The sequence below is a fragment of the Leclercia adecarboxylata genome, from assembly GCF_006874705.1.
In the GTDB taxonomy this organism is placed as follows: Bacteria; Pseudomonadota; Gammaproteobacteria; order Enterobacterales; family Enterobacteriaceae; genus Enterobacter; species Enterobacter adecarboxylatus_C.
In genome coordinates, this window is record NZ_CP035382.1 from 4,239,393 (window position 1) to 4,252,918 (window position 13,526).

Annotated in this window: 10 protein-coding genes; 3 read left to right on the top strand and 7 right to left on the bottom strand. The window is 59.8% G+C overall.

What is annotated here, in order from left to right:
* Nucleotides 1–186 precede the first annotated feature (186 nt).
* Nucleotides 187–960: an ABC transporter substrate-binding protein gene (locus ES815_RS21180; protein WP_059307840.1), complete on the bottom strand. Its 774-nt coding sequence runs from the start codon at nucleotides 958–960 to the stop codon at nucleotides 187–189.
* Entirely contained in the window at nucleotides 957–2,141 is a 1,185-nt protein-coding gene (locus tag ES815_RS21185) for a pyridoxal phosphate-dependent aminotransferase (protein ID WP_142489590.1), read from the bottom strand. The genes ES815_RS21180 and ES815_RS21185 overlap by 4 nt, the downstream gene beginning before the upstream one ends.
* 110 nt (nucleotides 2,142–2,251) lie before the next feature.
* Between ES815_RS21185 and ES815_RS21190 the strand changes: the two genes are divergently transcribed.
* Nucleotides 2,252–3,094 carry a LysR family transcriptional regulator gene (locus ES815_RS21190; RefSeq protein ID WP_142489591.1) on the top strand — a complete coding sequence of 281 codons (843 nt, stop codon included), beginning with the start codon at nucleotides 2,252–2,254 and terminating at the stop codon, nucleotides 3,092–3,094.
* Here the strand turns inward: ES815_RS21190 and ES815_RS21195 are convergent.
* Nucleotides 3,081–4,589, bottom strand: coding sequence for a carboxylesterase/lipase family protein (locus ES815_RS21195; RefSeq protein WP_142489592.1), 1,509 nt, complete (start codon nucleotides 4,587–4,589; stop codon nucleotides 3,081–3,083). The genes ES815_RS21190 and ES815_RS21195 overlap by 14 nt on opposite strands.
* Before the next feature lie 42 nt (nucleotides 4,590–4,631).
* The gene (locus tag ES815_RS21200) at nucleotides 4,632–5,975 is read right to left on the bottom strand and encodes a VOC family protein (RefSeq protein ID WP_142489593.1); all 1,344 of its coding nucleotides are present in this window, start codon (nucleotides 5,973–5,975) and stop codon (nucleotides 4,632–4,634) included.
* A gap of 274 nt (nucleotides 5,976–6,249) precedes the next feature.
* Between ES815_RS21200 and ES815_RS21205 the strand changes: the two genes are divergently transcribed.
* Complete coding sequence (locus tag ES815_RS21205; protein WP_142489594.1) at nucleotides 6,250–7,173, top strand: LysR substrate-binding domain-containing protein; 924 nt, start codon at nucleotides 6,250–6,252, stop codon at nucleotides 7,171–7,173.
* Nucleotides 7,174–7,453: 280 nt separating this feature from the next.
* On the top strand, nucleotides 7,454–9,832 hold the full coding sequence (locus ES815_RS21210) for a glucose/quinate/shikimate family membrane-bound PQQ-dependent dehydrogenase (protein WP_142489595.1): 2,379 nt from the start codon (nucleotides 7,454–7,456) through the stop codon (nucleotides 9,830–9,832).
* 41 nt (nucleotides 9,833–9,873) lie between these two features.
* On the opposite strand, the gene ES815_RS21215 is transcribed toward ES815_RS21210, so the two are convergent.
* From ES815_RS21215 to ES815_RS21225, 3 genes are all read right to left on the bottom strand, one after another.
* Nucleotides 9,874–10,326 (bottom strand): energy transducer TonB, encoded by a 453-nt coding sequence (locus ES815_RS21215; protein ID WP_142489596.1) that lies wholly within the window; start codon nucleotides 10,324–10,326, stop codon nucleotides 9,874–9,876.
* Between the two features lie 206 nt (nucleotides 10,327–10,532).
* Complete coding sequence (locus tag ES815_RS21220) at nucleotides 10,533–12,224, bottom strand: methyl-accepting chemotaxis protein (RefSeq protein ID WP_142489597.1); 1,692 nt, start codon at nucleotides 12,222–12,224, stop codon at nucleotides 10,533–10,535.
* Between the two features lie 175 nt (nucleotides 12,225–12,399).
* On the bottom strand, nucleotides 12,400–13,518 hold the full coding sequence (locus ES815_RS21225) for an S-(hydroxymethyl)glutathione dehydrogenase/class III alcohol dehydrogenase (protein ID WP_142489598.1): 1,119 nt from the start codon (nucleotides 13,516–13,518) through the stop codon (nucleotides 12,400–12,402).
* Between the last annotated feature and the right edge of the window lie 8 nt (nucleotides 13,519–13,526).

Consider the following 13,526-nt stretch of genomic DNA (forward strand, 5'->3'; position numbering starts at 1 on the left):
GAAACGTATATACCCTAAATAATTCGAGTTGCATGAAGGCGGCGACGCAGCGAATCCCCAGGAGCTTACTAAAGTAAGTGACTGGGGTGAGCGAGGAAAGCCAACGCACAGGCAACTTGAAGTATGACGGGTATAAAAAGGCCCCTGCCGGACATTAACGACAGGGGCTAAAAAGTCAGATTGTCGTTATTTTACGCTGACATCGATACCCGGGAAGTACTTCTTCGCCAGCTTATCGATAGTGCCGTCAGCGCGGACTTTATCAATGGCTGCATCAAGCTGCTTTTTGGTGGCCTCGTCGCCTTTACGCAGGCCATAGCCGATCCCGCTGCCGAGAATAGTGTCATCCGATACCGGTTTGCCGATAAAGCCGAAGCCCTTCCCCTGCGGCTTGCTGAGGAAGCCTGCCTGCCCGGCGGCAGACATCACCAGCGAGGCATCGATACGGCCATTGAGCAGATCGCCCCAGGCCATGTTCTGATCTTTATAGGACACCACGGTGACGCCCTGTTTTTCCCAGTGCTCCTTGGCATAGGTCTCCTGAATGGAGCCCTGCAGCACGCCGATGGTCTTGCCTTTCAGCCCTTCCGGCGTAGCGTCTACCGCACTGCCGGTTTTGCCCACCAGTTGGGAGGGGATCCGGTAGATCGGCTGGGTAAAGTCGATGCTCTGACGACGCTGATCGGTAATGTTCATCGCCGAGTTAATGGCGTCGAATTTCTTCGCCACCAGCCCCGGGATCAGCGCGTCGAACGAGGTTTCAACCCAGCTGCATTTCAGCGCGGCGGCGGCGCAAATGGCGTTGCCGAGCTCAATATCAAACCCTTCCAGCTCACCCGAGGCATTGCGGCTCTCAAATGGCGGATACTCGGCTTCGACGCCGTAACGTAATTCTGTTGCCGCGAAGGACGAAAACGAACACAGCAATCCCAGGCCGACAACGAAGGCTTTTAATTTCATGACTGAACTCCTAAGCGTGGTGTTACCCGACACAGGGCCTGCGCACCTGCCCGTAATGTCGCCTCATCTTTGGCAAAAGAGAGACGGATTAATTTGTTATCTGTCCCGTCGGTATAAAACGCCGACAGCGGGATAGTGGCAACGCCGTGATCCACAATCAGCCGCTTCACCATCTCGCTGTCGCGCTCGTCGCTGAAGTGGCTGTAATCCGCCAGCAGGAAGAACGAGCCTGCGCTCGGCAGCAGACGGAAGGGTGAATCGGCCAGCAGATTGACCAGCAGATCGCGCTTGCGCTGGTAAAATGCCGCCAGCGACAGCCAGGTTTGCGGATCGGCCATATGCTCGGCAAAAGCGTACTGCATAGGGGTATCGGCAGAAAACATTAAAAACTGATGGATCTTGCAGATCTCCTCCATCAGCTCCGCCGGGGCCACGCAGTAGCCCACGCGCCAGCCGGTGACGTGATAGGTTTTGCCGAAGGACGAGACGATCACGCTGCGTTCCGCCAGCCCGGGATGGGTCGCCATGCCGTGATGCGGCACGTCGTCAAACACCACGTGTTCGTACACTTCGTCAGAGAGAATAATGATATCGGTGTTACGGGTGACGAGCGCGAGCTGCTCCAGATCGGCGGCCGAGAAGACCTGCCCGCTCGGGTTATGCGGCGTGTTGATGATGATCATCCGCGTGCGCGAGGTGATGGCGGCACGCACTTCATCCCAGTTCACCGCGAAATCCGGCACGGTCAGCTTGATGGCGACCGGCGTCGCGCCCTGTAGGCGCACAATCGGCGCATAGCTGTCGAATGAGGGTTCAAAGTAGATGACTTCGTCGCCGGGATGCACCAGCCCGCTGATGGCCGAATAGAGCCCTTCGCTGGCGCTGGCGGTGATCAGCACTTCGCTGGCGGGATCGTATTGGGTGCCATACAGCGAGGCGATTTTATCGGCGATGCGCGCTTTCAGCGGCGCCAGCCCGGTCATCGACGCGTACTGGTTGTGACCCGCCTGCATCGCACGGTGAACGCCGGCAATCAGCGCCGGATCGCATTCGAAGTTCGGCGCACCCTGGGAAAGGTTGATGGCATTGTGTTCAGCGGAAAGCTGACCGATAACGGTAAAAATCGTGGTGCCAACGTCCGGCAGTTTGGAACGGGGTTGTATCGGGGTACGCAGCGTCATCGGAAATTCCTCTGGTGGAGAATGCATAACTATTCAACCCGAACACTATTGTGGCGACAATCGAATTGTTGTCATAATAGCCATGACAAAAAATCATACCTGGAGGTTCTGTGTCGCGTCGCTCGTTCCCGCTTACCGCCGTTGAGGCTTTTATTATCACCGCGCGGCATCTGAATCTGACCCATGCCGCAAAAGAGCTCTGCCTCACCCAGGGGGCGGTGAGCCGCAAAATCGCCGCTCTTGAAAGCTGGTTCGGTTTTCCGCTCTTTGAACGTCACGCCCGCGGGCTGCGCCTCTCCCCCCAGGGCAGCGCCCTGCTGCCGGATCTGCGCGCCTCCTGGGAGCACTTTCTGACGGTGGCGGATCAGGCCCGCGCCCAGCAAACCGTGGTGCGTCTGAAGGTTCCCACCTGCGCCATGCGCTGGCTGGTGCCGCGGCTGCTGCAGGTGGAGCGCGAACAGCCCGAGTTACAGATTGCCCTGACCACCACCAACGAGCACAGCGTTAATTTCAAAACCGAATCCTATGATGCCGCCATTGTCTTTGGCACCCAGCTCAGCGCCGGGGATCTGCTGTTTGAAGAGGCGTTAACCCCGGTGGTCAGCCCTCTGCGCCAGGGCCCGGCGCTGGAGTCGCTTACCTTTCTGCATCCGACGCGGGATAAGACCGACTGGTCGCTGTGGCTGGAAAAACAGACCACTTCGCCGCCTGTCATGCACAAAAATCAACACTTCGACACCATGGATCTGGCGATCACCGCCGCGATTCAGGGGCTCGGGGTCGCCATTGCCGACGAGACGCTGGTGGCGGAGGATATCCGCGCCGGGCGGCTGGTGCGGCCTTACGCCAGCAGCGTCAGGACCGGCGCCAGCTACCGGCTGGTGCTGCGGGAGTCGCGGGGCAAAGCGGCCGGGCTGGCCGCCTTTCGCGAGTGTCTGCTCAATCCAGGCTGACGTGGTGCTTCATCACCCGTTTAAACAGCGCCATGCGGGCGCGCATAAAGCGGTTTTCAAGCTTAAATCCCGCATGTTTATTCACTCCAATGCGTAGCAACACGTCCCGCCCGTGGTGACAGGCAGGCCAGCGCGTCGGGCCATCCAACGCGTCGCACTGCTGGCTGGCATGGCGGGCGAAGTTGACCCAGTAATCGGCAACCTGGGCTGAGAAGGCCAGGTCGTTGTCATTCACGTAGCGCCGGGCGGGCTCGGCCAGAGTGAGCGTATCAAACACGTACGGCACCTCGTTGCCATGCCACGCCCCGTTGATATAGGTGGCATGTTCGGCTTCGGCCACATAGTCGAACCAGTAGCGCCAGCACGGCTGCCCCACCCGACGCTGGGCCTGCATCACCACAAATCCCAGGGTGGTGAAGGCCATATCGCGGCACACCTGGCGTCCTAGTTCAGCATCGTCTTTGATGCCGGGATAGAGCAGCTTGATCAACCCCAGTCCCAGCCGCCGCTCCCGGCGCAGCTTCTGGATCTGCCCTGCGAGATCGATACCAAACACCGCCATCACGCTGGCTTCGTCGCTGTTGGAGCCGACCATGATCGGCACCGGATGCTGACGAGCGGCAAAAAAGACCTCCAGCATCGGCTCCGGCAGGACGCAATCCCCATTGATCGGCGCAGGGGAGACGTTAAGCGGGGCCGTCAGCGGCCAGAGCGCCTCGGGCGGGATCGCCCGCAGCTGCTCTGCGGTGGCATCTTCCAGCCCAAAATGGGCCGCCAGCGCCTTGCCTTTTTTGAGCGCCTGCTCCCGGGGCGTGTCCGGCAGGGTATACCCGCTCTGGATAATCGCCTTATGAAACAGCCCCAACGCCAGCGGCGAGGCCAGCAGTGACAGCACGCTGCGCGCCCCGGCGGATTCACCAAACAGGGTGATGTTGTTCGGGTCACCGCCAAACTGCGCGATGTTGTCTCGCACCCACTCCAGGGCGGCAATCTGATCGAGCAGAGCAAAGTTATGCACCACCCGCTCCTCTTCCCCTGCCAGCGCCGGATGGGCAAAAAAGCCCAGATGGCCCAGCCGGTAGTTCAGCGTCACCAGGATCGCGCCGCGCTGCGCCAGCGCCTTCCCGTCATAGGGCGGCAGCCCGCCTGCGCCGATGGTGAAGCCGCCCCCGTGCAGCCAGACCATCACCGGCAGCGGCGCCGGGCGTTGAACCGGGGCCCAGACGTTCAGGTAGAGGCAATCTTCCGAGAAACGCCCCGGATCGCCCCCGCCCAGCTGCTGGCAGTACTCGCTGCTCTGCCAGCTCGACGGCGAAAAAGTGGTGGCCTGACGCACGCCCTGCCAGCGCTCAACCGGCTGCGGCGAACGCCAGCGCAGGGCGCCCACCGGCGGCGCGGCGTAGGGAATGGCGCGCCAGACCTGCACATCGCCATCCGTGATGCCGCCCAGCGCCCCCTGGCGCGTGGTGATTATCGGGGATGAGTCGTTTTCCATACTGACCTCAGGTTGCAATCACATCCCCGCAGAGTACCGTTTTCAGAGCAAACCGCAACGCCGCTTGCTGCGTTCTTCCGCCTCGCGATAGAGGGTGAACTCATCCAGCACCGGGCAGCCCAGCGCCTCCTCGAAGGCATCGCGGCTGGCGTTGCCGTGGGTGCGGGCCTGCGTCTCGTTACCGAGGTTCGACTGGAAGATCCCGGCGGCGCTTACCGGGAGGAAATCTTCATAGGTAATAGGCTGCGCCACCACCCAGCCGCGCTCAATCAGCGGCTGCGGATCGTCCCCGGGGCCAAAGGAGTGACGGTGCGACTCCCCGGCCGGAGTCAGGCGATAGCGGAACCACGCCAGCCCCTGACGGCGCAGGAAAATATCGCTGTCGGGAAAGGCCTGGAATACCTCCTGCAGATGCAGCTGATGAGTCAGGTTGTCCTTGCCCGTTCCGGCTTCGTTAAGCAGGCGATCGTAGAGTTCACGCCCTTTCGGGGTTAAGGCCACGCCGCGCTGCTCGATCTCACCGAAGCGGGCGGTATGAGTCCCCCGATGTTCGCCCGCAAACAAAATCGGTTCCTCCAGCGCCTTAAAGCTGGTCTGACGCAGCAGGAGCGGCATCTCCCGGCGCGGCGGCCCTTCAATCAGCATCTTCGGCTCAATACCGTACTCCGGCATCAGGGACTGTACCCGGTCGATATCCAGCGTGCGCGGCGTCAGGTGGTTGATATGACAGCCCGGGAAGCAGACCACGTCGGCAATCAGCCGGTGTTCGTTGTGCAGCGCCTGATAGGTTTCATGATCGACCGTGGCATGACGATGCCAGCGGAAGGTCTCCAGCGCCTGCTGGACAAACTCCTCGGCCTGCGCCGGGGTGAACGCCCCTTCCGCTTCGTGCAGGGCAATCAGCTCCAGACAGCGGGGGGTGAAGATATTGCGCCGGGCAAGGATCGCCGCCGCCTGTTCGCGCAGGGCGACGTTATCAATCAGATCGAGGCGCAGCAGCGAGGTGAAGATCCGAAACGGATTGCGGCACAGAGCGGCATCGTCAACCGGACGAAACGCGGTCGAGTGGACCGGCACCCCGGCCTGAGAGAGGTCGTAATAGCTGACCGGGAACATGCCCATAATGGCGAACATCCGCCGCAGGGTGGCCAGCTCCAAGGCCGTACCGACACGGATTGCCCCGTGGCGTTCGAGGTTGAGGCGAGCCAGTTCATCCGCGTTGGCCAGTTGCTCATGCAGCTTCGGGTTATTTTCCAGTACCGCCAGATTCACATCTGCGACCAGCTCCAGCAGCGTCCCGTATTGCGGAACTTCCTGCTGATACATTGCCGACATCGCCTGTGAAAAGTTCTCCCGAATATCATCAGCCGTGATGTTGTTCGCCATGATTTAATGCCTCCAGTGAATATTATCTGGAGTGTAGAGAAGGCCATTAAGGCCGTCTGGAAGAATTTACGAATTGTGATCCAGGTGGAGAGGTGCTCATTTCCTGACTAGCGGCGATGTGAAGCGATTCAGGCGTCTGCACAACTATTTACGGGCAGAACCAAAAATTGCTTGTTACTCAATTAGATTGAATGTTAATAATATTTTGCTAGCAGGTTATCAAAATTAAACAACTTTACTTGTCACTCCGCTACCTCTGTTTTTAACATCGCCTATGGAAAAAAATGGTTTGTTTAGTCAGCGCATTCGTCTGCGCCATCTGCACACTTTTGTGGCCGTCGCTCAACAGGGAACGCTGGGGCGTGCGGCTGAAACTCTCAACCTGAGCCAGCCTGCGCTCTCAAAAACGCTGAATGAGCTGGAACAGCTAACCGGCACCCGCCTGTTCGACCGGGGACGACTGGGTGCACAGCTGACGCTGGTGGGAGAGCAATTCCTGACCCACGCCATTAAAGTGCTCGATGCCCTGAATACGGCGGGCCAGTCCCTGACGCGGCGCAACGACGTGCCGGGAGATGTGGTGCGCATCGGTGCGCTTCCTACCGCGGCGCTGGGCATCCTCCCTGCGGTCATTGGCCAGTTCCACAAGCAGCAGCGCAACATCACGCTGCAGGTCGCCACCATGAATAACACCATGCTGCTGGCGGGGCTGAAATCCGGAGAGCTGGATATTGGCATCGGCAGAATGTCGGACCCGGAGCTGATGAGCGGTCTCAACTACGAACTGCTGTTCCTGGAATCCCTGAAGCTGGTGGTGCGCCCGCGTCACCCGATCCTCAACGATACCGTGACCCTCAGCCGGGTGATGGAGTGGCCGGTGGTGGTCTCCCCGAAAGGCACCGTTCCGCGCCAGACCGCGGAAACGCTGCTGCAAACCCAGGGGTGCAAACTGCCGTCGGGCTGTATCGAAACCCTGTCAGCCTCCCTGTCACGCCAGCTGACCGTCGATTATGACTATGTCTGGTTTGTCCCTTCCGGCGCGGTGAAAGAAGATCTGCGCCAGGGCACGCTGGTGGCGCTGCCGGTGACAACCTCCAGCCCCGGCGAACCTATTGGGGTATTAACCCGCGTCGAAGCCCCGCTCTCCACTGCCACGCAAACGCTCCTCAGCGCGATTCGTAAATCCATGCCGGTGTGATCACACTTCCCCTACGCCCGTCTTGCTGACGGGCTTTTTGTTTCCGTTACTCAAATAATGCGAAATCATTCATTAACAATTGCGCTAAACAATTTAACAGTTTTATCATACCCGCCGATTTCACCAAATGGTTCATTCAAATAACGCAGCGGTGATTTCCCTGACGCTATAACGGCGTCATGCCCGACTTTTTCATCATGGATCTTCTCTTCTGTTACCCATTTGGTTCAGGCCTGGTTCTGCCTGTCCAGTGAAGACAAGATTATTTCAGGAGACAGAAATGGCTATAGGTAATTCGCTACGTGGGTTCCCCCGGATCCTGCTGTGGCTGCTGGTCGGTCTGATGGCACTCATCGGACTGGCCGTCGGTGGGCTGGGCTTTAAGCTCGCCACCGTAGGGGGAAGCTGGTACTTCCTGACCATGGGCGTGGTGATGCTGATCGCCGCGTTCCTCATTGCGCGTCATCGCACCAGCGGCATTATCCTCTACGCGGTGGCGTTTATCGCCTCGGCGATCTGGGCCGTCAGTGACGCAGGCTGGGATTTCTGGCCGCTGTTCTCGCGCCTGTTCACCTTTGCGGTGCTGGCATTCCTGGCCGCGATCGTCTGGCCGTACCTGCGTGGCGCGGATCGGCCGGTCAATAAAGCCCCGGCGTTCGGTATTGCTGCCGTCCTGGCCGTAGTGATGCTGGTGAGCTTCGGCTGGATGTTTAAGCCGCAAACCCTGGTGGCCGCTAACGAACCCGTCCCGGTTAAACCGGTGCCTGCGGGGCAGCAGCAGAAGAACTGGGCGCACTGGGGTAACACCACCCACGGCGACCGTTTTGCCGCGCTGGATCAGATTAACAAGCAGAACGTTAACGATTTGAAGGTGGCCTGGGTTGCCCATACCGGCGACATTCCGCAGAGCAACGGCTCCGGCGCGGAAGACCAGAACACCCCGCTGCAGATTGGCGACACGCTGTTTGTCTGTACCCCGTACAGCAAGGTGCTGGCGCTGGACGTGGACTCCGGGAAAGAGAAGTGGCGTTATGATTCGAAAGCCACCGCGCCAAACTGGCAGCGCTGCCGTGGCCTGGGCTATTTCGAAGATACCTCTAACGTGACAACGTCACCGACAGAAACGCAGCCTGCCGCCTGCGCGCGCCGTCTGTTCCTGCCGACCACCGATGCTCGTCTGATTGCGCTCAACGCCGATAACGGCCAGCTGTGCGAAGACTTTGGCGACCACGGCGTGGTTGACCTTGGCGTAGGCATGGGTGAGATCAAGCCGGGCTACTATCAGCAAACCTCCACTCCGCTGGTAGCGGGTAATGTGGTGGTTGTGGGCGGACGCGTGGCTGATAACTTTTCCACCGGCGAACCCCCGGGCGTGGTCCGGGCGTATGACGTCCACACCGGTAAACTGGCCTGGGCCTGGGATCCGGGCAACCCGAACCTGACCGGCCTGCCGCCGGAAGGCCAGACCTATACCCGCGGGACGCCGAACGTCTGGTCAGCCATGTCCTATGACGCGAAGCTGAACCTGATCTATCTCCCGACCGGTAACGCCACCCCGGACTTCTACGCGGGCGAACGTACCGAACTGGACGATAAATACAGCTCCTCAATTGTGGCGGTGGATGCCGCTACCGGCCAGGTACGCTGGCATTTCCAGACCACCCACCACGACCTGTGGGACTTCGACCTGCCGTCTCAGCCGCTGCTGTACGATCTGCCGGATGATAAAGGCGATACCACTCCGGTGCTGGTGCAGACCAGCAAGCAGGGCATGATCTTTATGCTCAACCGCGAAACCGGCGAGCCGGTCGCGAAAGTGGAAGAGCGTCCGGTGCCTGCCGGCAATGTCGAGGGCGAGCGTTACTCCCCTACCCAGCCGTACTCGGTCGGCATGCCGATGATCGGCAACCAGACCCTGCACGAATCGGATATGTGGGGCGCGACGCCGGTTGACCTGCTGCTGTGCCGCATCCAGTTTAAAGAGATGCGCCATCAGGGCGTCTATACCCCACCGGGTCTGGATCGCTCCCTGCAGTTCCCGGGATCGCTGGGCGGGATGAACTGGGGCAGCGTCTCGGTGGATCCGAACAACAGCCTGATGTTCGTTAACGATATGCGCCTGGGGCTGGCGAACTACATGGTGCCGCGCGCCAATGTGGCCAAAAACGCCAGCGGGATTGAGATGGGGATCGTGCCGATGGACGGTACGCCGTTCGGCGCGATGCGCGAGCGTTTCCTGTCCCCGCTGGGCATTCCGTGCCAGAAACCGCCGTTCGGCACCATGTCTGCCGTGGATCTGAAGTCCGGCAAACTGGTGTGGCAGGTGCCGGTAGGTACCGTGGAAGATACCGGTCCGCTGGGGATCCGCATGCATATGCCTATCCCGATCGGCATGCCAACCCTGGGCGCATCGCTCTCTACCCAGTCCGGCCTGCTGTTCTTCGCCGGTACGCAGGACTTCTACCTGCGCGCGTTCGATACCGCCAACGGAAAAGAGATCTGGAAAGACCGTCTGCCGGTGGGCAGTCAGTCCGGGCCGATGACCTACGTGTCACCGAAAACCGGGAAGCAGTACATCATCATCAATGCGGGTGGCGCACGTCAGTCACCGGATCGCGGGGATTACATCATCGCGTACGCCTTGCCTGATAAGCAGTAATGCTCCAGCCGGCCACCTCGTGTGGCCGGTTTTTTTTATCTTTATGGCGTGCCTGACAAGGAATTCTGCATCCAGGTCGCCGTTTTGCCGCCCTGGTAGTTCACGACCCAACTCTGTCTGACGCCGGCTGGCCAACAGCTGCGCATCACCGCCCGCTTCGTCTCGTCGAAGAAGGGTTTATCTCCCGCCGCCTCGTAGTCCGCCGCCCGCCCGTTCAGCTTGACGTTAAACGACGCTGTCACCCTGCCGGAGTAGTTCTGCGCCGCGGCCTGCTCTGGATAGCGGGGCTGCACGCGGTAGACATCACCCTCGCAGTCCGCCAGCCCGTTGTCCGCGGTCGAGGTGCTGCCGCCCACCGGAAAAGAGAGTCCAACCCCTACGCCGCCGCTGCCACCGCCCCCGCCTATTCCCACGCCGCCAATCCCCACGCTGCCGCCGGAAGCACACCCGGCCAGCAGCCATGCGGCGCAAACCACCTGCGTAAATCGTTTCATCGTCTTGTTCCTCTTCAGCCCTTACAACCATCATAGCGGGGAATAAAAAAAGGGTTCATGTCGAAACATGAACCCTTTTTTCCCGGCGGCAAGGGTGCCCCTCTATTGCCGGGTGGCGCTGCGCTTACCCGGCCTACGAAAACCCACATGGTGCCAGGTTTCGTAGGCCCGGTAAGGCGTAGCCGCCACCGGGTAGGGTTAGCAAATCAGAAGGTTTCCCAGTTATCACCATCGGCTACCGCCGGGCGCAGCGGCGCGGCAGGCGTAATCGGTGCCGCTTTACTGCTGCTGCGGGCCTGGGTCATACCGTGCAGACGGAAGGTACCAACCGCTTCGGTCAGGCGGGCAGCCTGATCTTCCAGCGAGGCCGCCGCCGCAGAGGCTTCTTCCACCAGCGAGGCGTTCTGCTGGGTGACTTTATCCATCTCCGAGATCGCCTGGCTGACCTGCACAATGCCACGGCTCTGCTCGTCGGAGGCGGCTGCAATCTCCAGCATGATATCGGTGACGCGTTTAACCGCTTCCACGATCTCGTTCATGGTATTACCGGCGGCCACCACTTCACCGGAACCCTGGTCAATGAGCGACACCGATTCGTTGATCAGCCCTTCAATCTCTTTCGCGGCGTTGGCGCTGCGGCTGGCCAGGGTACGGACTTCGCTGGCGACCACGGCAAATCCACGCCCCTGCTCACCGGCACGGGCAGCTTCCACCGCGGCGTTCAGCGCCAGGATGTTAGTCTGGAAGGCGATGCTGTTGATCACCGCGGTAATTTCAGAGATTTTCTTCGAGCTGCTGGAGATATTGCCCATGGTTTTCACCACGCCGGAGACCATCTGGCCGCCACGGCTGGCTTTACCGGAGGCATCTTCCGCCAGTTTGCTGGCGTGATGCGCGTTATCGGCGTTCTGCTTCACGGTGGCGGTCAGCTGTTCCATGCTGGCAGCGGTCTGCTCAATGGCGGCGGCCTGCTGCTCGGTACGTGATGAGAGATCGGTGTTGCCGGCGGAGATTTCGCTGGTTCCGCGATAGATCTCTTCCGCACCCTGACGCACGGTGCCTACGGTGCCCACCAGCGAACGCTGCATGGTTTGCAGGTCGTGGGTCAGGCGGCCAATTTCACTGCGCCCGGTCAGGTCCTCAGCCAGGGTCAGGTCGCCTTTGGCGATATGAGCAATACGGTTCGCCGCGCGCTGCAGCGGGTTAATCACCGTGCGACGCAGCACGATAAAGGTGATCACCGTCAGCACCAGCGCCAGACCAAAGGCGCCGATCATAAACATCAGCCCCAGCTGGGTGCGGGTATGCGCCTGTTCGGTCAGCATATTGGCGCGGTCGGTGCGGATCTTGATCGCCTTCAGCAACACCTCGTTATAGGCGTCATCCAGCGGGCGCGCCGATTCATTTTCATGGTTGATGATGGCTTCGAACATGCCGTTTTTGGCATATTTCAGCATCGGCTGCATGCCGTCGATATAGGCCTGATAGTTCGATTTCAGCTCGCCATCCAGCGCTTCATCCGCCGGAGTACGAACGCCGCGGTTCATGTAAATGGCAAAGCTGTCCTGAGACTGTTTGATACGCTGTTCGGCTTCCGCGATGTTCTTTTTCATCGCGTCCATTTCCGCGATACGGCTGGCGGCACCCGCGTGGATCATGTTGATACGCGCCGTACGCAGGTGGTTAGAACTGTTTGATAATCCGGTACGCACCTGAATTTCAGCGGTGACATCCTGCTGATCTTTGTCTGCCTGCAGTAAAAAATAGCCTGCCAGCCCGGCGCTCAGGGCAAACAGCAAAATAATACCACCCAAAATCGAGGAGATAAGCGGAAGCAGCCTGAGGTGATGCAGGAAGCCCAGCTTATGTTGCGCCCGAACTGTTGTTGTTTTGTCCATAGCCGTTGACTCTCTCATAGGTAAGATGCGTGGGAACACGCCTGTAAAATAGTCATCGGCACTACACTGAATTTGATTACGCCTAAAATCGCAACACTGGTCACACTTTCGCAATGATTTTTAAAGAAATGTCGTCCCGCTGCCCGTAAAGGCGCAGCGGGAGAGAGAGGGTCTGTTAGTTATCGCCGAAATGGATAACGGTGCGAATGGATTTGCCTTCGTGCATCAGATCGAAGGCTTCGTTGATCTGCTCCAGCGGCAGGCGATGGGTAATGAACGGATCGAGCTGAATTTTGCCCGCCATCGCGTCTTCGACCATGCCCGGCAACTGCGTGCGGCCTTTGACGCCGCCAAAGGCGGAACCACGCCAGACGCGACCGGTCACCAGCTGGAACGGACGAGTTTTGATCTCCTGCCCGGCCCCGGCTACGCCGATGATCACGCTTTCGCCCCAGCCCTTATGACAGCACTCGAGCGCCGCGCGCATCACGTTGACATTCCCGATACATTCAAAGCTGAAGTCGACCCCGCCGTCGGTGAGTTCAACGATCACGTCCTGCACCGGCTTGTCGTAGTCGTTCGGGTTGATGAAATCGGTCGCGCCCATTTCCCCGGCCAGCTTGAATTTCTCCGGGTTAGTGTCCACTGCCAGAATACGTCCGGCTTTCGCCTGCACCGCACCCTGGATAACCGCCAGACCGATCCCGCCCAGACCGAAGACCGCTACGGTATCGCCCTCTTTCACTTTCGCGGTGTTGTGTACTGCGCCAATGCCGGTGGTGACGCCGCAGCCCAGCAGACAGACTTTATCCAGCGGCGCCTGCGGGTTCACTTTCGCCAGCGAGATTTCGGCGCAGACGGTGTATTCGCTGAAGGTGCTGGTGCCCATGTAGTGATAGATCGGCTCACCGTTGTAAGAGAAACGGCTGGTGCCGTCCGGCATCACGCCTTTGCCCTGGGTAGCGCGAACCGCCTGGCAGAGGTTGGTCTTGCCGGATTTACAGAACTTACACTCGCGACACTCTGCGGTGTACAGCGGGATGACGTGATCGCCCGGCTGCAGGCTGGTGACGCCCTCACCGACCTCAACCACCACCCCGGCACCTTCATGGCCGAGCACCACCGGGAACAGACCTTCCGGATCATCACCGGAAAGCGTGTAGGCATCGGTATGGCATACCCCGGTGTGACTGATTTTCACCAGCACTTCACCTTTCTTCGGCGGTGCCACATCAATTTCAACAATTTTCAGCGGCTGGCCTGGGCCAAATGCAACAGCAGCACGTGATTTCATCTTGCTTT